General features: G+C 63.0%; 15 protein-coding genes and 2 pseudogenes. 12 read left to right on the top strand and 5 right to left on the bottom strand.

Annotated elements, in window-relative coordinates; genetic code table 11:
* Positions 1-46 precede the first annotated feature (46 nt).
* From ABOC32_RS01590 to ABOC32_RS01570, 5 genes are all read left to right on the top strand, one after another.
* Positions 47-577 carry a DUF5943 domain-containing protein gene (locus ABOC32_RS01590; protein WP_016497619.1) on the top strand — a complete coding sequence of 177 codons (531 nt, stop codon included), beginning with the start codon at positions 47-49 and terminating at the stop codon, positions 575-577.
* Positions 578-592: 15 nt separating this feature from the next.
* A complete protein-coding gene (dgcA, locus tag ABOC32_RS01585; protein WP_426809923.1) occupies positions 593-2,653 on the top strand; it encodes a dimethylglycine demethylation protein DgcA in 2,061 nt (686 codons plus the stop codon).
* A 177-nt stretch (positions 2,654-2,830) separates the two neighbouring features.
* Entirely contained in the window at positions 2,831-4,783 is a 1,953-nt protein-coding gene (dgcB, locus tag ABOC32_RS01580; protein WP_426809922.1) for a dimethylglycine demethylation protein DgcB, read from the top strand.
* Positions 4,783-6,015, top strand: a complete 1,233-nt coding sequence (locus tag ABOC32_RS01575) for an electron transfer flavoprotein subunit alpha/FixB family protein (protein ID WP_086976916.1) — start codon at positions 4,783-4,785, stop codon at positions 6,013-6,015. Before dgcB ends, ABOC32_RS01575 begins: the two co-directional genes overlap by 1 nt.
* A 10-nt stretch (positions 6,016-6,025) precedes the next feature.
* A complete protein-coding gene (locus ABOC32_RS01570) occupies positions 6,026-6,796 on the top strand; it encodes an electron transfer flavoprotein subunit beta (protein ID WP_027610134.1) in 771 nt (256 codons plus the stop codon).
* A gap of 118 nt (positions 6,797-6,914) precedes the next feature.
* On the opposite strand, the gene ABOC32_RS01565 is transcribed toward ABOC32_RS01570, so the two are convergent.
* Positions 6,915-7,124: a hypothetical protein gene (locus ABOC32_RS01565; RefSeq protein ID WP_426809921.1), complete on the bottom strand. Its 210-nt coding sequence runs from the start codon at positions 7,122-7,124 to the stop codon at positions 6,915-6,917.
* Positions 7,125-7,736: 612 nt separating this feature from the next.
* On the opposite strand from ABOC32_RS01565, the gene ABOC32_RS01560 reads away from it, so the two are divergent.
* The gene (locus ABOC32_RS01560; RefSeq protein WP_426811555.1) at positions 7,737-8,576 is read left to right on the top strand and encodes an RHS repeat-associated core domain-containing protein; all 840 of its coding nucleotides are present in this window, start codon (positions 7,737-7,739) and stop codon (positions 8,574-8,576) included.
* Positions 8,577-8,642: 66 nt separating this feature from the next.
* Here ABOC32_RS01560 and gbcA read toward each other — a convergent pair whose 3' ends face one another.
* Positions 8,643-9,935: a glycine-betaine demethylase subunit GbcA gene (gbcA, locus tag ABOC32_RS01555; protein WP_086976913.1), complete on the bottom strand. Its 1,293-nt coding sequence runs from the start codon at positions 9,933-9,935 to the stop codon at positions 8,643-8,645.
* Between the two features lie 295 nt (positions 9,936-10,230).
* On the opposite strand from gbcA, the gene gbcB reads away from it, so the two are divergent.
* Positions 10,231-11,331, top strand: coding sequence for a glycine-betaine demethylase subunit GbcB (gene gbcB / locus ABOC32_RS01550; RefSeq protein WP_086976911.1), 1,101 nt, complete (start codon positions 10,231-10,233; stop codon positions 11,329-11,331).
* Positions 11,332-11,468: 137 nt separating this feature from the next.
* On the opposite strand, the gene ABOC32_RS01545 is transcribed toward gbcB, so the two are convergent.
* Together ABOC32_RS01545 and ABOC32_RS01540 are read right to left on the bottom strand one after the other, a co-directional pair.
* On the bottom strand, positions 11,469-12,332 hold the full coding sequence (locus ABOC32_RS01545; RefSeq protein WP_409321521.1) for a methyl-accepting chemotaxis protein: 864 nt from the start codon (positions 12,330-12,332) through the stop codon (positions 11,469-11,471).
* A pseudogene (locus ABOC32_RS01540) lies at positions 12,324-13,079 on the bottom strand (MCP four helix bundle domain-containing protein); the annotation flags it as partial. The pseudogene ABOC32_RS01540 and the gene ABOC32_RS01545, both read right to left, overlap by 9 nt.
* 281 nt (positions 13,080-13,360) lie before the next feature.
* Here ABOC32_RS01540 and ABOC32_RS01535 point away from each other — a divergent pair.
* The 4 genes and pseudogenes from ABOC32_RS01535 (at position 13,361) to ABOC32_RS01520 (ending at position 16,036) form a co-directional block, all read left to right on the top strand.
* The gene (locus ABOC32_RS01535) at positions 13,361-13,591 is read left to right on the top strand and encodes a hypothetical protein (RefSeq protein WP_426809920.1); all 231 of its coding nucleotides are present in this window, start codon (positions 13,361-13,363) and stop codon (positions 13,589-13,591) included.
* The gene (locus ABOC32_RS01530) at positions 13,588-13,890 is read left to right on the top strand and encodes a cell division protein ZapA (protein WP_016484532.1); all 303 of its coding nucleotides are present in this window, start codon (positions 13,588-13,590) and stop codon (positions 13,888-13,890) included. The genes ABOC32_RS01535 and ABOC32_RS01530 overlap by 4 nt, the downstream gene beginning before the upstream one ends.
* Before the next feature lie 94 nt (positions 13,891-13,984).
* Positions 13,985-15,172 (top strand): annotated as a pseudogene (locus ABOC32_RS01525) (HAMP domain-containing protein); the annotation flags it as partial.
* A 126-nt stretch (positions 15,173-15,298) separates the two neighbouring features.
* A complete protein-coding gene (locus ABOC32_RS01520) occupies positions 15,299-16,036 on the top strand; it encodes a methyl-accepting chemotaxis protein (protein ID WP_426811554.1) in 738 nt (245 codons plus the stop codon).
* Positions 16,037-16,189: 153 nt separating this feature from the next.
* Here ABOC32_RS01520 and ABOC32_RS01515 read toward each other — a convergent pair whose 3' ends face one another.
* Positions 16,190-17,230 carry a threonine aldolase family protein gene (locus tag ABOC32_RS01515; protein ID WP_426809919.1) on the bottom strand — a complete coding sequence of 347 codons (1,041 nt, stop codon included), beginning with the start codon at positions 17,228-17,230 and terminating at the stop codon, positions 16,190-16,192.
* A gap of 339 nt (positions 17,231-17,569) precedes the next feature.
* On the opposite strand from ABOC32_RS01515, the gene ABOC32_RS01510 reads away from it, so the two are divergent.
* Positions 17,570-18,823: a serine hydroxymethyltransferase gene (locus ABOC32_RS01510; protein WP_016497629.1), complete on the top strand. Its 1,254-nt coding sequence runs from the start codon at positions 17,570-17,572 to the stop codon at positions 18,821-18,823.
* Position 18,824 lies beyond the last annotated feature (1 nt).

The raw sequence follows: 18,824 nt of genomic DNA, 5'->3' as shown, positions 1-18,824 counted from the left end.
CAACGCCGGGGCACCCACATAAAAATTTGTATGGAGTTGAGTTTCCATGGCCAAGATCGCCCCGCAATTGCCAATCGAAGTCGACAGCGAGACCGGTGTCTGGACCAGCGACGCCTTGCCGATGCTGTACGTGCCGCGCCATTTCTTCGTCAACAACCACATCGGCATCGAGGAAGTGCTGGGCGCCGACGCCTACGCCGAGATCCTCTACAAGGCCGGCTACAAGTCCGCCTGGCACTGGTGTGAAAAAGAAGCCGAGTGCCATGGCCTGGAAGGCGTGGCGGTGTTCGAGCACTACATGAAGCGCCTGAGCCAGCGTGGCTGGGGCCTGTTCGAGATCCAGGATATCGACCTGGACAAAGGCACCTGCAGCGTCAAGCTCAAGCATTCGGCGTTCGTGTACGTGTACGGCAAGGTTGGCCGCAAGGTCGACTACATGTTCACCGGCTGGTTCGCCGGCGCAATGGACCAGATTCTCGCTGCCCGCGGCAGCTCGATCCGCACCGTGGCCGAACAGGTCTACGGCGGTTCGGAAGAAGGCCACGAAGATGGCCTGTTCGTTACAAAGCCGTTGTAAGCCGGAGATAGCGTCATGGCATTCGAAGCAATGTTCCAGCCGATCCAGATCGGCAAACTGACCATCCGCAACCGTGTGCTCAGCACCGCGCACGCCGAGGTCTACGCCACTGACGGCGGCATGACGACCGACCGCTACGTGAAGTACTACGAAGAGAAGGCCAAGGGCGGCATCGGCCTGGCGATCTGCGGCGGCTCGTCCGTCGTCGCCATCGACAGCCCGCAGGAATGGTGGGCGTCGGTCAACCTGTCGACCGACCGCATCATCCCGCACTTCCAGAACCTGGCCGACGCCATGCACAAGCATGGCGCCAAGATCATGATCCAGATTACCCACATGGGCCGTCGCTCGCGTTGGGACGGCTTCAACTGGCCGACCCTGATGTCGCCGTCGGGTATCCGTGAACCCGTTCACCGCGCCACCTGCAAGACCATCGAGGTGGAAGAGATCTGGCGCGTCATCGGCAACTACGCACAGGCTGCGCGGCGTGCCAAAGAGGGCGGCCTGGACGGCGTCGAGCTGTCGGCGGTGCACCAGCACATGATCGACCAGTTCTGGAGCCCACGGGTCAACAAACGTACCGACGAATGGGGCGGCACCTTCGAAGGCCGCATGAAGTTCGGCATGGAAGTGCTCAAGGCCGTACGTGCTGAGGTCGGTGACGACTTCTGCGTGGGCATGCGTATCTGTGGCGACGAATTCCACCCCGATGGCCTCAGCCATGAAGACATGAAGCAGATTGCCGCCTACTACGACGGCACCGGCATGCTCGACTTCATCGGCGTGGTCGGCTCGGGTTGCGACACCCACAACACCCTGGCCAACGTCATCCCCAACATGAGCTACCCGCCGGAGCCGTTCCTGCACCTGGCGGCCGGCATCAAGGAAGTGGTCAAGGTCCCGGTGCTGCACGCGCAGAACATCAAGGACCCGAACCAGGCTACGCGCATTCTTGAAGGCGGCTACGTGGACATGGTCGGCATGACCCGTGCGCATATGGCCGACCCGCACCTGATCGCCAAGATCAAGATGGGCCAGATTGACCAGATCAAACAGTGCGTCGGTGCCAACTACTGCATCGACCGCCAGTACCAGGGCCTGGATGTACTGTGCATCCAGAACGCCGCCACCTCCCGTGAATACATGGGTGTGCCGCACATCATCGAGAAAACCACCGGCGTCAAACGCAAGGTGGTGGTGGTGGGTGCAGGCCCTGCCGGCATGGAAGCGGCCCGCGTGGCTGCCGAACGTGGCCATGACGTGACCCTGTTCGAGAAGAAAGACCAGATCGGCGGGCAGATCACCATCGCCGCCAAGGCACCGCAGCGTGACCAGATCGCCGGCATCACCCGCTGGTACCAGCTGGAACTGGCGCGCCTGAAAGTGGACCTGCGCCTGGGCACCGCTGCCAGCGTGGACGCCATCCAGGACCTGCGCCCTGACGTCATCGTGCTGGCGGTGGGCGGCCATCCGTTCGTCGAGCAGAACGAGCACTGGGGCGCTGCCGAAGGGCTGGTGGTCAGCAGCTGGGACGTGCTCGACGGCAAGGTTGCGCCGGGCAAGAACGTGCTGGTGTACGACACCATCTGTGAATTCACCGGCATGTCGGCGGCGGACTACATTGCCGACAAGGGCAGCCAGGTCGAGATCGTCACCGACGACATCAAGCCGGGCGTGGCCATGGGCGGCACGACCTTCCCCACCTACTACCGCAGCATGTACCCGAAAGAAGTGATCATGACCGGCGACATGATGCTGGAAAAGGTCTACCGCGAAGGCGACAAGCTGGTGGCGGTGCTGGAGAACGAATACACCGGCGCCAAGGAAGAACGCGTGGTCGACCAGGTGGTGATCGAGAACGGCGTGCGCCCTGATGAAGAACTGTACTACGCGCTGAAGGACGGCTCGCGCAACAAGGGCCAGATCGATGTGGAGGCGCTGTTCGCCATCAAGCCACAGCCGATCCTCAGCCAGCCGGGCGAGGGCTACCTGCTGTATCGCATCGGCGACTGCGTGGCCCAGCGCAACGTGCATGCGGCGATCTACGACGCCTTGCGCCTGTGCAAGGACTTCTGATCGTTAAAAGTAGCCGCCGCTGAGCGCGGTCCCTGTGGGAGCGGGTTTACCCGCGAATGCGTCAGCCCAAGCAACATCGTTGTCTGACCTGACGCATTCGCGGGTAAACCCGCTCCCACAAGGGACCAGTCCAGGCGCCAGAACGGCGCAAGAATCTAGCTGTTGTGGGAGCCTCCCATGTTGAACACCCTTCTACCCATCCTGCTGTTCGCTGCCCTTGGCCTGGCAGTGCTCGGCGCCCTGCGCCGGGTGCGCATGTGGCGGCGTGGCCGGGCCTCCAAGGTCGACCTGATCGGCGGCCTGCTGGCCATGCCGCGGCGTTACCTGGTGGACCTGCACCACGTGGTCGAGCGCGACAAGTACATGTCCAAGACCCACGTGGCCACTGCTGGCGGCTTCGTGCTATCAGCTGCTTTGGCGATCCTGGTGCATGGTTTTGGCCTGCAGAGCAAAATCCTCGGCTACGCGCTGCTGGTGGCCACCGTGATCATGTTCACTGGCGCGATCTTTGTCTTCAAGCGCCGCCTCAACCCGCCTGCACGCCTGTCCAAAGGCCCGTGGATGCGCTTGCCGAAGAGCCTGCTGGTGTTCGCCGCAAGCTTCTTCATTGCCACCCTGCCGGTCGCCGGCATCCTGCCCGCAAACACGGGCGGCTGGGTGATGGTCGCCGTTCTGGGCCTGGGTGTGCTGTGGGGCGTGTCGGAGTTGTTCTTCGGCATGACCTGGGGCGGCCCGATGAAGCACGCCTTCGCCGGTGCCCTGCACCTGGCTTGGCACCGCCGTGCCGAGCGCTTTGGCGGCGGCCGCTCCACCGGCCTCAAGCCGCTGGATCTGGAAGACCCGAACGCACCGCTGGGCGTGGAAAAGCCGGCGGACTTCACCTGGAACCAGCTGCTGGGCTTCGATGCCTGCGTGCAGTGCGGTAAGTGTGAAGCCATGTGCCCGGCTTTTGCCGCTGGCCAGCCGCTGAACCCGAAAAAGCTCATCCAGGACATGGTCATCGGCCTGGCCGGTGGCACGGACGCCAACTTCGCTGGCAGCCCTTACCCGGGCAAGCCGATTGGTGAACACGGCGGGCACCCGCACCAGCCGATCGTCAATGGCCTGGTCGACGCCGAAACGCTTTGGTCGTGCACCACCTGCCGTGCCTGCGTCGAGGAATGCCCGATGATGATCGAGCACGTCGATGCCATCGTCGACATGCGCCGCCACCTCACCCTGGAAAAGGGCGCCACCCCGAACAAGGGCGCCGAGGTGCTGGACAACCTGATCGCCACCGACAACCCCGGCGGTTTCGCCCCGGGTGGCCGCATGAACTGGGCAGCCGACCTCAACCTGAAACTGCTGTCGGAGGTGAAAGCCACCGAGGTGCTGTTCTGGGTCGGTGATGGTGCGTTCGACATGCGCAACCAGCGCACCCTGCGTTCGTTTGTCAAAGTATTGAAGGCCTCGGGCGTGGACTTTGCCGTGCTCGGCCTGGAAGAACGCGACAGTGGCGACGTGGCCCGCCGCCTGGGCGACGAAGCGACCTTCCAGCAACTGGCCAAGCGCAACATCCAGACCCTCGCCAAGTACAAGTTCCAGCGCATCGTCACCTGCGACCCGCACAGCTTCCATGTGCTGAAGAACGAGTACGGCGCATTGGGCGGCGAGTACCAGGTGCAGCACCACAGCACCTACATTGCCGAACTGATCGCGGCCAACAAGCTCAACCTGGGCCAGCACAAGGGCGGCAGCGTCACCTACCACGACCCGTGCTACCTGGGCCGCTACAACGGTGAGTACGAAGCCCCGCGTGAAGTGCTCAAGGCACTGGGTATCGAAGTGCGCGAGATGCAGCGCTCGGGCTTCCGTTCCCGCTGCTGCGGCGGTGGCGGCGGTGCGCCGATCACCGACATCCCGGGCAAGCAGCGTATCCCCGACATGCGCATGGACGACATCCGCGAAACCGAGGCCGAGCTGGTGGCCGTGGGTTGCCCACAGTGCACCGCGATGCTGGAAGGTGTGGTCGAGCCGCGCCCGCAGATCAAGGACCTGGCCGAGCTGGTGGCCGACGTGCTGATCGAAGAGGACGCGCCGTCTGCCGCAAAGCCGCAAACGGCCAAACGTGAACCTGCGGAGGTGCACTGATGAGCGACATTATCCGCCGCGACCCACGCGCCGAGTGGATCGCCCGTAACCGCCTGCACCCGCTGCATGCGGCCATGCAGACGCAACAGACCAGCTGGATGGGGCCCAACGGCCTCATCCGCAAGAACCCCCATGCGATTGCCGCAGGCTTTATCGGCCCGGCCGGCATCAAGCGTATCGACCGCAGCGGCGCCCAGCAGGGTACCGGTGTGGGCGGGCGGCGCACGGCGGCGGCGGAGGTCAAGCTGCCGCTGCACCAGGTGCCGGCGCCGGCGTTCTACATTGCCGTGGTGCCGGACATGGTCGGTGGCCGCCTGAGCAGCCACGACCGCGACTTGCTCGGCCTGGCCCACAGCCTGGCCGGCAGTGACGGCGCGGTGCTGGCGGTGGTCTTTAACGAACACAAGGAAGGCAACTTTTCCACAGCCGGTGTCGACCGCCTGCTGGTCGTCGAAGGCGAGGCTTTCGAGGGTTATGCACCGGAGCAACTGGTGCAGGGCCTGCGGGCTGTGGATAACCAGTTCACCCCGCGCCACTGGCTGCTGCCCGACAGCCGCACCGGTGGCGGCGAACTGGGTCGGCGTTTGGGTGCCGCGCTGGGCGAGCGCCCGGCAACGCGGGTGTGGCAGGTCAAGGACGGCCAGTGCATCGGCCGCGCCGGTGCCGGCCAGCAAGACCTGCAACGCGCGGTGCCGCGGCTGATCCTGGCGGCGGCCGAGTGCGCCGAGCCGGTCAGCGAAACCCGCCACGAAGCCTTGCCGGTGGAGTTGTCCACAAGCGTGGCGCGCAGCCTGTCGCGCATCGAAGACCTGGGCTCGGTGGCCGTGGACCCGGCCACCATTGCCATGGCCGAGGCCGAGTTCATCATCTCGGGCGGCAACGGGGTCAAGGACTGGGACCTGTACCACCAGGCTACCGCGGCCCTTGGCGCCACCGAAGGCGCCTCGCGGGTGGCGGTGGACGACGGCTTCATGCCGCGCAACCGCCAGGTGGGTGCTACCGGTACCTGGGTCACCGCACGGGTCTACGTGGCTGTGGGTATCTCGGGGGCGATCCAGCACCTGCAAGGTATTGGCGCCTGCGACAAGGTGGTGGCGATCAACATGGACCCGGGCTGCGACATGATCAAACGGGCCGACCTGTCAGTGATTGGCGACAGCTCGGCGATTCTCAAGGCACTGATCGAGGCTGTGGACAACTACCGCAGCGGCGGCCAGCGCGACGCGGCATAAGGGCACGAGCATGAGTACGAAAGTGATCAGCCTGGTTTCCATCGGTGCCCACCCAAGCTCCGGCCGCGCCCGCCGCGCGGAGCAGGATGCCCGCGCCGTGGAACTGGGTTTGCAGCTGGCTGGGGATAACTTGCAGGTGGTACATGCCGGCGACCCACAGGAAGAAGCGTTGCGCGCCTACCTGGGCATGGGCCTGGACCATCTGGACGTGCTGGAGCAGCCGGCCGGTGCCGATGTGCTGGGCGTGCTGGGGGATTACCTGCGCGACGCCGGGGCACAGCTGGTGCTGACCGGCAGCCAGGCCGAGACGGGGGAGGGCTCGGGCATGTTGCCGTTCCTGCTGGCCGAAAAACTTGGCTGGCCGTTGATCGTGGGGTTGGCTGAGGTGGAGTCGATCGAGAACGGCACCGCTCAGGTATTGCAGGCGTTGCCGCGGGGTCAGCGGCGCCGGCTGAAAGTGCGCCTGCCGTTGCTGGCGACTGTGGATAACGCTGCGCCCAAGCCGCGCCAGAGCGCTTTTGGCCCTGCGCGCCGGGGTGTGCTGGCGGCGCGTAATGTGGCCATTGTCGAAGATGAGCTGTTGGGTGACGCAGAGCTGCAGCCGGCACGCCCGAGGCCCAAGCGCCTGAAGGTGATCAAGGCCAAGAGCGGTGCGGACCGCATGAAGGCGGCGACGGCCAAGGCCAGTGGCGGCGGTGGCAAGGTGCTGAAGGATGTTTCGCCACAGGAAGGAGCCGAGGCCATCCTCAAGCTGCTGGTGGAAGAGGGCGTGCTGCGCTAAAGCCTTTAGCCTTTACTGGCCTCATCGCCGGCAAGCCAGCTCCCACAGGATCACCACTGCCTTCGGGTTTAGTGGAATACCTGTGGGAGCTGGCTTGCCGGCGATTGGCCCTGACAGGCTAATGACGTTCCCTGGCCACATTGAACGCCCAGTAGCCCAATACCTCGGTCACAGGATTGAATGACACCCGCATCCCCCTCGACAACGCCACATTCACCGCTGCGCAGCGTAGAACCAGGTATTCCCGGGTTTGACCTTCGGCGCTGATAATCCCAATCCCCCGCCCTTCATCGAACCACTTCACAGTGCCCTCCTGGCGGCTGTGCATAAGTCACTCCTGGATAATGACAAAGTAGTAGCCATTACCCCATCACATCGCTGCATTTAACGAAACTGGCAGAAATATCAGGTACGCCTCTGTTTTGCCCACGGAATCTGTTCGCCAAGGTGTGGATAAAGTGTTGGCGCATGGCTGTGAGCCTTATGTAGCGGGGCTTACAGAGTTTTGATCATAAAGTGATCAGCGCGGACTCGGCTCACCAGCTAAAAATTGGCGTGGCGCTGTCTGGTTTTGCCCACAATCGCTGTTAGCGGGTCTGTGGATAATCTGTTCGGCACTACCTGAAAGCCGCGCAGTTAGTGGTCTGTGAGGAATTGATTATAAAATGATCAATTGGAAGAGAATGCCTTCCGATCCATGATTATCAAGGCCTTGAATCCCTTATCCACAACCCAAGCGCTGCATGTTCGCGTTTTGCTCACAAACTCTGTTGGTGTCTCTGTGGACAAGGTGTATGAACTGCGCTTTAGCCTAGATGGCGTGCGGCTTTGAGCGCTTCGATCAAAAAATGATCAGTCTGCACCTGATATTTATGCCAGTACGAAGGCCCGCAGTCTGACGCTAAGGTAGTAGAAACATTTGAAAGGGTTGTGGATAACCATGGCGACTCATCTTCTGGTTGCAGATCGGCAGTGTTCTATCCTGGGAGGGTTTCCCCCCCATGCACAAGCTTATTCACCGTATGGCGTTGTGGGAGATGGCCCGGCAACAGCGCTGGCATTTTCAGGGCAACGCCGTGATCCGTTAGTGGGCGGGTACCCATTGGGCAACGGCCGACGGTTCTATAGTCCGAGTTTGATGCGCTTCCTCGCGCCTGACGCGCTAAGCCCGTTCTCCAAGGGAGGCATCAATGGCTACGTTTATTGTGGGGCTGATCCGGTAAACCGGCATGACCCAAGTGGTGCTTTCTGGGTCAGCCTACTGTTGAGAGTCATTGGCATGGCCTCCAGCGGCGCCACCTTGTTTGGCGCCACGATGCGTACGGCCAGGAATGTTGTGTCGCGCAGGGCTGCTGGGCGGGCTGGCGCGTCTGGGGCTGCAAGCGGGGTCGCTTCAGCCATACCTTCGCATCAGGAACTGCCCCATGCAGCCAGGGTTTCCAACCAGATGTTCGCTTTGACCGGTACTGCTGGCGTGGCCACACACGCAGCGTTGATGGCCAGCGGTGTACCCGCAGGCATCTCTACCCTTTCCGAGGGCTTCGGTTTCGTCAACACAGTCTCTAATCTGAGTGGTGGCCTGGCGGGGAGTGCAGCTGCGGCTCGTGAGGTAGCCAATTATTTGCTGGTCAATCCTGGTGAGGCCGGGGGCGTCGCTCTGGAGACGTTCATGGACGTGACGATGCTGGACGAGATGCTAGCGGCTGGAGGGCGAGGGCTGGCGGGGTTATCGAGACGTATAAGGTCGAGCCGCCCGCAAATTTATGACACTCAGGTATAGAGCGGTCGTGACTGGTAAGGGTGACCTGGCGAGCTTCATGAGCGCTGCCAGGTCACTTTCACTTGCTTACTGCGCCTTCACCTCTTTCAGGTATGGAGCAGGCTCTGCACCCAAGTTGGCCAATACGCGGTCGCTGTACCAGTCAATGAAGTTCACCACGCCAAACTCGTAAGTCTTCGAGTAAGGCCCAGGCTGGTACGCCGTGGAGTTGATCCCGCGCTGGTTCTCTTCCGCCAGGCGGCGGTCCTGGTCGTTGGTGGCGTCCCACACCTTGCGCATGCGCTCAGGGTCGTAGTCCACACCTTCCACGGCGTCCTTGTGCACCAGCCACTTGGTGGTGACCATGGTTTCCTGGGCGCTGATCGGCCACACGGTGAACACGATCATGTGGTCGCCCATGCAGTGGTTCCACGAGTGCGGCAGGTGCAGGATGCGCATCGAGCCCAGGTCCGGGTTCTTGATGCGGCCCATCAGCTTCTGGCAGGCCTGCTTGCCGTCCATGGTCATCGACACGGTGCCTTTGAGCAGCGGCATGCGCACGATGCGGTTACGCAGGCCGTGGCTCTTGTGCAGGTAAGGGATTTTCTCGGCGTCCCAGGCAGCGGCCGAAGCGGCCACGTGGTCCTTGAATTCCTGGCTGGCGCGCGGGTCGTTGGTGTCGTCCCACTCCAGCAGGGTTTGCAAAAGCTCCGGGTGCGAACCGCTGCAGTGGTAGCACTCGCGGTTGTTTTCCAGCACCAGCTTCCAGTTGGCCTTTTCCATCAAGGTGGTGTGCACCGCCACCTTGGTGTTTTCCATGTCGTACGGTTCCATGTAGTGTTCCAGGGTGGCCAGGAACTCGTCGATGGCAGGCGGGTTTTCTGCCAGGCTGATGAAGATGTAGCCGCCGGCTACCTTCACGTGCACAGGCTTCAGGCCGTACTCCTTCATGTCGAAGTCGGCGCCCATTTCGGTGCCGGCGAACAGCAGACGGCCGTCCAGTTCATACGTCCATTGGTGGTAATGGCACACCAGCTTTGCCACCTTGCCTTTGTCGCTGACGCACAAACGCGAACCACGGTGGCGGCAGACGTTATGGAAGGCGTGCACCTTACCTTCGGCACCGCGTACTACCAGGATCGGGTTCTTGCCGATCTGCAGGGTGATGTAGTTGCCTTTCGCCGGAATTTCGCAAGTCATGCCGGCGATCAACCATTCTTTCTGGAAGATCTCCTGCATGTCGATCTGGAACAGACGCTCGTCGGTGTAGAAAGGCTGGGGCAGCGAGTAGGTCCGCTCGCGGGTCTGCAGCATTTCGGCGGTGGCCTTGCGTGCAGGTTCCAGTGGATCGCCCAGGCTCAGGGTTGCGGTGACGTCCATCGTGTATTCCTCGGGGCCGCGTGCGGCCGGCAAAAGGTGGCTAATCGTTGTTGTGGTGCCGCAAGGCCGTCTATCAAGAAACAGCCTGTTTATTTGCCGTGGAGTGTGCGTCCGAAGACGCCGTGATCCGTATCCACGGGCGACATGGCCGAATTGAATTACGACGCGCCAGCCCTTGTAGCGCGGGGCTGGTCGCGATAAGCACGCCGATGTCGCTGGCAGGAATGTACGTCGCTCTCAGCTTGCGCATTATCCAAGCCATAAAAAGCCCGATAGTCGGCTGCTGGAGATGAACATGTCCGATACCTTCCTCAATCCGGTCACCACCCAGACCTGGGCCAACGGCCGCCACATCGTGCGCTGCGTCAAGGTCATCCAGGAGACCTGGGACGTGCGCACTTTCTGCTTCATGGCCGATCAGCCGATCATGTTCTTCTTCAAGCCCGGGCAGTTCGTCACCCTGGAGCTGGAGATCGAAGGCAAGCCGGTGATGCGCTCCTACACCATCTCCAGTTCGCCATCGGTGCCGTACAGCTTTTCGATCACCGTGAAGCGTGTGCCGGGCGGCCTGGTGTCCAACTTCCTGCACGACACCATGCACGAAGGCGCCGAGCTGCCGGTGCACGGCCCGGTGGGGCTGTTCAACGCCATCGACTTCCCGGCCGGCAAGGCGCTGTACCTGTCGGGCGGTGTGGGCATTACGCCGGTGATGTCGATGGCGCGCTGGTTCTACGACACCAACGCCAATGTCGACATGGTGTTCGTGCACAGCGCCCGCTCGCCGAAAGACATCATCTACCACCGCGAGCTGGAGCAGATGGCCTCGCGCATCCCCAACTTCAGCCTGCACATCATTTGCGAGAAGCATGGCCTGGGCGAGCCATGGGCGGGGTACCGCGGTTACCTGAACCAGCGGCTGATGGAACTGATTGCGCCGGACTACATGGAGCGCGTGGTGTTCTGCTGCGGCCCGACGCCTTACATGACGGCGGTCAAGCGCATGCTCGAAGCGGTCGGCTTCGACATGAAGAACTACCACGAGGAGTCGTTCGGCGCGACGCCGCCAGAGGCCAAGGCCGACGCGGTGGAGCACGCCGAGCAGGCAGCCGATGCACCGGAGCTGGATGTTTCCGACCTCAACCTGGTGGAGTTCATCGGCAGCGACAAGAGCATCCGCGTTGCCCCGGGCGAGACCGTGCATGCGGCAGCCGCCAAGGTTGGCCTGATGATCCCGAAAGCCTGCGGCATGGGCATTTGCGGCACCTGCAAGGTGCTCAAGCTGGGCGGCGAAGTGGAGATGGAGCACAACGGCGGCATTACCGAAGAGGACGAAGCCGAGGGCTACATCCTGTCGTGCTGCAGCGTGCCGAAAGGGGATGTGCGGATCGATTACTGATTCACTGATCCGAGATCGCAGGGGGCTGCTTTGCAGCCCATCGCCGGCAAGCCAGCTCCCACAGGTACTGCACACGCGGTCGGTGTGGGAGCTGGCTTGCCGGCGATGGGCCGCAGAGCGGCCCCCGGTGCTTCAGGTCAGGTACGGAACCGTGCCACCAACCCATTCAGGTCCACCGCCAGGCGCGACAATTCAGCACTCGCCGCACTGGTCTGATGCGCCCCGGTAGCGCTCTGCACCGACAGGTCATTGATGTTAACCAGGTTGCGGTCCACTTCCCGCGCCACCTGCGCCTGCTCTTCCGCCGCACTGGCAATCACCAGGTTACGCTCGTTGATCTGCGCCACCGCCCCGGCAATGGTATCCAGCGCCATGCCTGCACCCCGGGCGATGTTCAGTGTCGACTCGGCACGTTCGGTACTGGTGCGCATCGACTCCACCGCCTCTTCCGTACCGCCCTGAATGCTGCCGATCATCCGTTCGATTTCGCTGGTCGACTGCTGGGTACGGTGGGCCAGCGCACGCACTTCATCCGCCACTACGGCAAAACCACGGCCCGCTTCGCCGGCACGCGCCGCCTCGATGGCAGCGTTGAGCGCCAGCAGGTTGGTCTGGTCGGCCAGGCCGCGGATCACGTCGAGTACCTTGCCGATGTCGCGCGACTGCTCGGCCAGGTGAGTGATCAGTTTGGCAGTGGCCTGCACATCACCGCTCATGCGCTCGATGGCGCCCACGGTCTCCATCACCAGGTCGCGACCGTCACCGGTGGAGCGGCTGGCTTCACTGGACGCTTCCGAGGTACTAACGGCGTTGCGCGCCACTTCTTCCACAGCGCTGGTCATTTCGGTTACAGCGGTGGCGGCCTGTTCTATTTCGTTGTTCTGCTGTTGCAGGCCACGGGCACTTTCGTCGGTGACGGCATTCAACTCTTCGGCCGCCGAAGCCAGCTGGGTCGCAGAACCGGCGATCAGTTGCAGGGTGTCGCGCAGCTTGTCCTGCATGCGGGCCATGGCGCGCAGCAAGCGGGCGGCTTCGTCGGTGCCTTCGGCGCGGATGACGTGGGTCAGGTCACCGTCGGCAACTTGCTCGGCGCACGTCAGCGCCTCTTCGATCGGCTTGACGATGCTGCGGGTCAGCAGGAAGGCGCAGGCGAAGGTCAGCACGGTGGCGGCAACCAGCAGGCCGATCACCAGGGCGAACGCCGCTGCGTACTGGCTGGCGGCTTTCTCGTTGGTGGCGCGGGTCTGGTCGGTGTTGATGCGCACCAGGGTGTCCATCACCTTGTTGATCTGCTCGGAGTTGGCCAGCAGGTCGCGGTTAAGCAGGTCGCGCAGTTCCTCGACGCGGTCGGCCTGGCTCAGGCTGCGCATGCGCGATTCCAGCTGGCGGTACTGGTTGAGCAACTGGCCGTACTGGTCGAATGCGGCCTGTTCGTCGGCGGCGCCGATCATCGGCAGGTAGGCCTGGCGCGCGCGGTCGATCTGGCTGTTGCGCTGGTCCAGCAGGTTGAGGGTATCGCGTTGCGTTTCCTGCTCACGGTTCAGCAGCAGGCGATAGGAGAGGGTGCGCATGCGCAGGTTAAGCGCGGTGAGCTCGTCGAGGATCTTGATGCTGGGCACGCTGACCTGTTCGATGGCTACGCCGGCCTGGCGGATGTTGCCCATCTGCACCAGCGAGAAGATGCCAAGGCCAAGCATCAGCAGGCCGATAAGCGCGAAGCCGAGCAGCGCGCGCGGGGCGATATTCATGTTGCGTAGAGACATGGAGGGGAGGTCCAGGCAAGGGGGGAAAGGTGCGACAAAACAAGACGTGTCTGGCTATCGGTCGTGACTGATCAGTCTTGAGTGCGACCCGCCAAATTTGTGAGGTGGCTAACCTTTTCCTGACCGGCGGTTGACCCAGGTCGGAACAAGGGGCCGGTTACCCTGTCAATCTGCGGGCCAGACACCTTATGAATCCGATATTTAATGGCGATGGGCCGCGCTTTTCTTTATCGTGTGCGCCCCTCGCAACAACCTGAGATAGACCCATGCTGGAAGCTTCCCTGAATCAAATCGAGCAACTGGTCAGCGACCTGATGCAGAAAAACGCTCAACTCACCGAGCAGAACTCCACCCTCGGCACGCAACTGGCCCAGGCCAAGGAAGAGAACGAAACCCTGCAGCTGTCGCTGATGGAGCAGGAAGAGAAGAACGGCAGCACCGCCGCCCGCCTGCAGGCCCTGGTTGACCGCGCCAGCGCTGGCGTTGTTGGCGCATGAGATTGCAAGAGCAGCCGGTCAATGTCGTGTCGATACTCGGCATCGACTATTCGATCAAGGCGCCCGAAGGCCAGGAAGAAACCCTGGCCCAGGCGGTGCGGATGCTCAACACCGCCCTGAACGAAACCAAGCGTCAGTACCCGACCCTGATCGGTGACAAATTGCTGGTGCTGGCTGCCCTTAACCTGTGCTCCAAACAGGTTGAACTGCAGAAAGAACACCAGCAGACCCTGGCGCGCACCCAGGCGCAGATCGACGCCACGGTGGACGCCATCGTGCGGACCATTGCCGAGTCCTGATCGGTAGCCGGGGGCGCTTCGCGCCCCAATCGCGACACAAGGCCGCTCCCACAAGGGTTATGCGTTCCCCTGTAGGAGCAGCCTTGTGCTGCGAATGGGCTGCACAGCAGCCCCAAAGGCCCAACTCATTGTTCCAGGTCACTGGATTAACTGGATACGCAAGTGTATACACTTCTCGCAAAACAATAATGTGCGGGGGAGTAGGGGCATGCGTATCTGGCGTAAAAGCATCCAGTGGCAGTTGATCACCAGCATGGGCGCCGCCCTGCTGGCCAGCATCCTGGTGGTGGTCATCATCTTCACCGTGGCGCTCAACCGCCTCACCGACCGCTACCTGGTCGACACTGCCCTGCCCGCCAGTGTCGAGGCCATCCGCAATGACATCGAGCGCATGCTCGGCCAGCCGCTGGTGGCGGCGGCGGACATTGCCGGCAACACCCTGCTGCGCGACTGGCTGGCTGCCGGTGAAGACCCCGCCCAGGCCGCGGCATTCATCGAATACCTGGACGCCGCCAAACAGCGCAACCGCGCCTTCACCACCTTGTTTGCCTCGACCGAAACCGGCCATTACTACAACGAAAATGGCCTGGACCGCACCCTCAGCCGCAGCAACCCCAAGGACAAGTGGTTCTACGGCTACATCGACAGCGGCGCCGAGCGCCTGATCAACATCGACATCGACGGTGCCACTGGCGAGCTGGCGCTGTTCATCGACTATCGCGTGGAAAAGGCCGGCCAACTGGTGGGCGTGGCCGGCATGGGCCTGCGCATGACCGAGCTGTCGCAGCTGATTCACGACTTCAGCTTTGGCGAGCATGGCAAGGTCTTCCTGGTGCGCAACGATGGCCTGATCCAGGTGCACCCGGACGCTGCTTTCAGCGGCAAGCGCCAGCTCGCCGAGCAGCTCGGCACGGATGCTGCCAAGGCCGTGATGACGGGCGGCGAAGGCCTGCGCAGCAGCCGCTTCAGCCGTGACGGCGAACGCTACCTGGCACTCGGCCTGCCCCTGCGCGACCTCAACTGGACGCTGGTGGCCGAGGTGCCGGAGTCGGAAATCTACGCGCAAATGCATCAGGCGGTATGGCTGACCAGCATGATCGGTGGCGGCGTGGCCCTGGTGTCGCTGCTGCTGGTAGTGCTGCTGGCGCGGGGCCTGGTGCGGCCTATCCGCCGTGTTACCGCTGCGCTGGTGCAGATTGGCAGCGGCGCAGGCGACCTCAGCCACCGCCTGGATGATTCACGCCAGGACGAACTGGGCGACCTGGCCCGGGGCTTCAACCGCTTTCTCGATAGCCAGCGCAGCCTGATTGGCGAGGTGTTGCAGACTTCCGAGCGGCTGCATCGGGCGGTCGAGCAGGTGACCCAGGTGGTGGACAACACCGCTGAACGTTCTGGGCGGCAGCAGGAAATGACCGAAATGGTGGCCACCGCCGTACACGAAATGGGCCTGACCGTGCAGGACATTGCCCGCAATGCCGGTGATGCGGCGCAGGCCTCGCAGTCGGCGCGGGATGAGGCGTTGCAGGCGCGGGAGGTGGTGCGGCGTTCGATTCAGGGCATCGAGGGCATGTCGGGCGACATTGGCAAGGCGGCCGATGCAGTCAGCCAGTTGGCCGACGAAGTCGCCTCTATCGATGAAGTTCTCGCGGTTATTCGCAGTATTTCCGAGCAAACCAATTTGCTGGCGCTGAACGCCGCCATCGAGGCTGCGCGGGCCGGAGAAATGGGCCGCGGGTTTGCCGTGGTGGCCGACGAAGTGCGCACGCTGGCGCGACGTACGCAGCTGTCTACCGATGAAGTGCAGCAGATGATCCAGCGCCTGAAGCACGGTGCGGGTTCGGCGGTGAGTTCGATGCAGGCGGGGCAGCAGGCGACCGGCAGTGGCGTGGAATCGAGCCAGCGCACTGGGACGTCACTGGGGGCGATTACCGACCAGGTGGAACACATCAGTGACATGAACCATCAGGTGGCCACGGCGACCGAGGAGCAGTCGGCGGTGACTGAGGAAATCAACCGGACGGTGCAGGGCATTTCCGACCTGGCGCGGGAGACGGCGGCTGAGGTGCAAGGGTGCCGCGAGGAGTGCCAGGCGTTGCGTGGTTTGGCCGATGACCTGGCGCGGCAGATGGGTGGGTTCAGGCTTTAGATCCGTGCTGGATTCTTCGCGGGCTTGCCCGCTCCCACAGGTTCATCATTGCCCTTGAGGGCAGTGCTGCACCTGTGGCCCTTGCAGGCTTATCACAGGCCTTGAGGCCTGCGCGGTCCCTGTGGGAGCGGGCTCGCCCGCGAAGAGGCCCTGTCAGGCGGTGATGATGCTGCGGATATCCGCGGCCAGTTCGCGCACCCGCTCTTCCTCGGTATCCCACGAGCACATGAACCGCGCCCCGCCGCTACCAATGAAGGTATAGAACCGCCACCCTTTGCCCCGCAGCGCTTCAATCGCGTGCTCCGGCATCTGCAGGAACACCCCGTTGGCCTCCACCGGGAACATCAGCTCTACCCCCGGCAAATCACTCACCAGCGACGCCAGCAACTGCGCGCAATGGTTGGCGTGCTTGCCATGGCGCAACCAGGCGCCATCTTCCAGCAGGCCCACCCACGGCGCAGACAGGAAGCGCATTTTCGACGCCAGTTGCCCGGCCTGCTTGCAGCGGTAGTCGAAGTCTTCGGCCAGCTGGCGGTTGAAGAACAGGATCGCCTCACCCACCGCCATGCCGTTCTTGGTGCCGCCAAAGCACAGTACATCGACGCCGGCCTTCCAGGTCAGCTCGGCCGGGCTGCAGCCCAGGAACGCGCAGGCATTGGTAAAGCGCGCGCCGTCCATGTGCAGGTTAAGCCCCAGCTCCTTGCAGGTGGCGCTGATCGCCTTCAGCTCGTCGGGGCGGTACACGGTGCCCACTTCCGTGGCCTGGGTAATGGTCACGACCCGTGGCTTGGGGTAGTGGATGTCCTGGCGCTTGAGCGCCACTTCGCGGATCGATTGCGGCGTCAGCTTGCCGTTGACGCTGGCCGCCGTCAGCAGCTTGGAGCCGTTGGAGAAAAACTCCGGCGCGCCGCATTCGTCGGTTTCGACGTGGGCGGTCTCGGAGCAGATCACGCTGTGGTAGCTCTGGCACAGCGAGGCCAGGGCCAGGGAGTTGGCGGCGGTACCGTTGAAGGCGAAAAACACTTCGCAGTCGGTTTCGAACAGGTTGCGGAAGTATTCCGAGGCACGCTCGGTCCACTGATCGTCGCCATAGGCGCGGTCGTGGCCGTGGTTGGCCTTCTCCATCGCCGCCCAGGCTTCGGGGCAGATACCGGAATAGTTGTCGCTGGCGAATTGTTGGCTCTTATCTGTCATGACACGGTCCTGTGAACGACGCAGAACAGCACTCTAAACCATCGATTCAGCGGTTGCCTATACAAGCAGCTCAACCGTCGATTTATCCGTTGTTCGTGCCGGCCTCTTCGCGGGTAAACCCGCTCCCACAGGGATACCACAAGCCTTCAGAGCACCACCGTACCTGTGGGAGCGGGTTCACCCGCGAAAGGGCCGGCACAAACAGCACAACAGCGAATGTCGTAAACGCGCCATTGCAAGGCGTGCGCAGGCATCTGACCCGACCCCGCCAGTCATACCATCGCCACAAAGGGCCACAGTGCCCCACGACAAAAAACGATCGCTGCCGGGAGATACACGATGTTCAGCAAGCAAGACCAGATCCAGGGTTACGACGACGCACTGCTGGCGGCGATGAATGCCGAAGAACAGCGCCAGGAAGATCACATCGAGCTGATCGCCTCGGAGAACTACACCAGCCAGCGCGTCATGCAGGCCCAAGGCAGCGGCCTCACCAACAAATACGCCGAAGGCTACCCGGGCAAGCGCTACTACGGTGGCTGCGAGCACGTGGACAAGGTAGAAGCCCTGGCCATTGAGCGCGCCAAGCAGCTGTTCGGTGCCGACTACGCCAACGTCCAGCCGCACTCCGGCTCGTCGGCCAACGGCGCGGTCTACCTGGCCCTGCTGCAAGCCGGTGACACCATCCTGGGCATGAGCCTGGCCCACGGCGGCCACCTGACCCACGGCGCCAAAGTGTCGTCCTCGGGCAAGCTCTATAACGCTGTGCAGTACGGCATCAACACCGACACCGGCCTGATCGACTACGACGAAGTCGAGCGCCTGGCGGTCGAGCACAAGCCGAAAATGATCGTTGCCGGTTTCTCGGCCTACTCCAAGACCCTCGACTTCCCACGCTTCCGCGCCATTGCCGACAAGGTCGGTGCGCTGCTGTTCGTCGACATGGCCCACGTAGCCGGCCTGGTTGCCGCTGGCCTGTACCCGAACCCGATCCCGTTCGCCGATGTGGTTACCACCACCACCCACAAGACCCTGCGCGGCCCTCGTGGCGGCCTGATCCTGGCCAAGTCGAACGAAGAGATCGAGAAGAAGCTGAACGCCGCTGTATTCCCGGGCGCCCAGGGCGGCCCGCTGATGCACGTGATCGCCGCCAAGGCCGTGTGCTTCAAGGAAGCACTGGAGCCTGGCTTCAAGGCTTACCAGCAACAAGTGATCGAAAACGCCCAGGCCATGGCCCAGGTGTTCATCGACCGCGGCTACGACGTGGTTTCCGGTGGCACCGACAACCACCTGTTCCTGGTCAGCCTGATCCGTCAGGGCCTGACCGGTAAAGATGCCGACGCCGCCCTGGGCCGCGCGCACATCACCGTCAACAAGAACGCCGTGCCGAACGACCCACAGTCGCCGTTCGTCACCTCGGGCCTGCGCATCGGCACCCCGGCCGTCACCACCCGTGGCTTCAAGGTTGCGCAGTGCGTGGCCCTGGCCGGCTGGATCTGCGACATCCTCGACAACCTCGGTGACGCAGACGTCGAAGCCGATGTGGCCAAGAACGTCGCGGCGCTGTGCGCAGACTTCCCTGTTTACCGCTGAG

The organism is Pseudomonas sp. WOUb67 (assembly GCF_050058005.1).
GTDB classification, from domain to species: domain Bacteria; phylum Pseudomonadota; class Gammaproteobacteria; order Pseudomonadales; family Pseudomonadaceae; genus Aquipseudomonas; species Aquipseudomonas putida_R.
Note: the sequence above shows the minus strand (reverse complement) of the source record. Positions and strands in the feature narration are given on the sequence as shown.

Excerpts from the sequence above, each read along its gene's own strand:
- gbcB (WP_086976911.1), top strand. The coding sequence starts at position 10,231 with ATGTCCGATACCTTCCTCAATCCGGTCACCACCCAGACCTGGGCCAAC.
- ABOC32_RS01545 (WP_409321521.1), bottom strand. The coding sequence starts at position 12,332 with ATGCAGGACAAGCTGCGCGACACCCTGCAACTGATCGCCGGTTCTGCG.
- gbcA (WP_086976913.1), bottom strand. The coding sequence starts at position 9,935 with ATGGACGTCACCGCAACCCTGAGCCTGGGCGATCCACTGGAACCTGCA.
- ABOC32_RS01575 (WP_086976916.1), top strand. The coding sequence starts at position 4,783 with ATGAGCGACATTATCCGCCGCGACCCACGCGCCGAGTGGATCGCCCGT.
- ABOC32_RS01590 (WP_016497619.1), top strand. The coding sequence starts at position 47 with ATGGCCAAGATCGCCCCGCAATTGCCAATCGAAGTCGACAGCGAGACC.
- ABOC32_RS01535 (WP_426809920.1), top strand. The coding sequence starts at position 13,361 with ATGCTGGAAGCTTCCCTGAATCAAATCGAGCAACTGGTCAGCGACCTG.
- dgcB (WP_426809922.1), top strand. The coding sequence starts at position 2,831 with ATGTTGAACACCCTTCTACCCATCCTGCTGTTCGCTGCCCTTGGCCTG.
- ABOC32_RS01530 (WP_016484532.1), top strand. The coding sequence starts at position 13,588 with ATGAGATTGCAAGAGCAGCCGGTCAATGTCGTGTCGATACTCGGCATC.
- ABOC32_RS01515 (WP_426809919.1), bottom strand. The coding sequence starts at position 17,230 with ATGACAGATAAGAGCCAACAATTCGCCAGCGACAACTATTCCGGTATC.
- dgcA (WP_426809923.1), top strand. The coding sequence starts at position 593 with ATGGCATTCGAAGCAATGTTCCAGCCGATCCAGATCGGCAAACTGACC.
- ABOC32_RS01510 (WP_016497629.1), top strand. The coding sequence starts at position 17,570 with ATGTTCAGCAAGCAAGACCAGATCCAGGGTTACGACGACGCACTGCTG.
- ABOC32_RS01520 (WP_426811554.1), top strand. The coding sequence starts at position 15,299 with ATGACCGAAATGGTGGCCACCGCCGTACACGAAATGGGCCTGACCGTG.
- ABOC32_RS01560 (WP_426811555.1), top strand. The coding sequence starts at position 7,737 with ATGGCGACTCATCTTCTGGTTGCAGATCGGCAGTGTTCTATCCTGGGA.
- ABOC32_RS01570 (WP_027610134.1), top strand. The coding sequence starts at position 6,026 with ATGAGTACGAAAGTGATCAGCCTGGTTTCCATCGGTGCCCACCCAAGC.
- ABOC32_RS01565 (WP_426809921.1), bottom strand. The coding sequence starts at position 7,124 with ATGCACAGCCGCCAGGAGGGCACTGTGAAGTGGTTCGATGAAGGGCGG.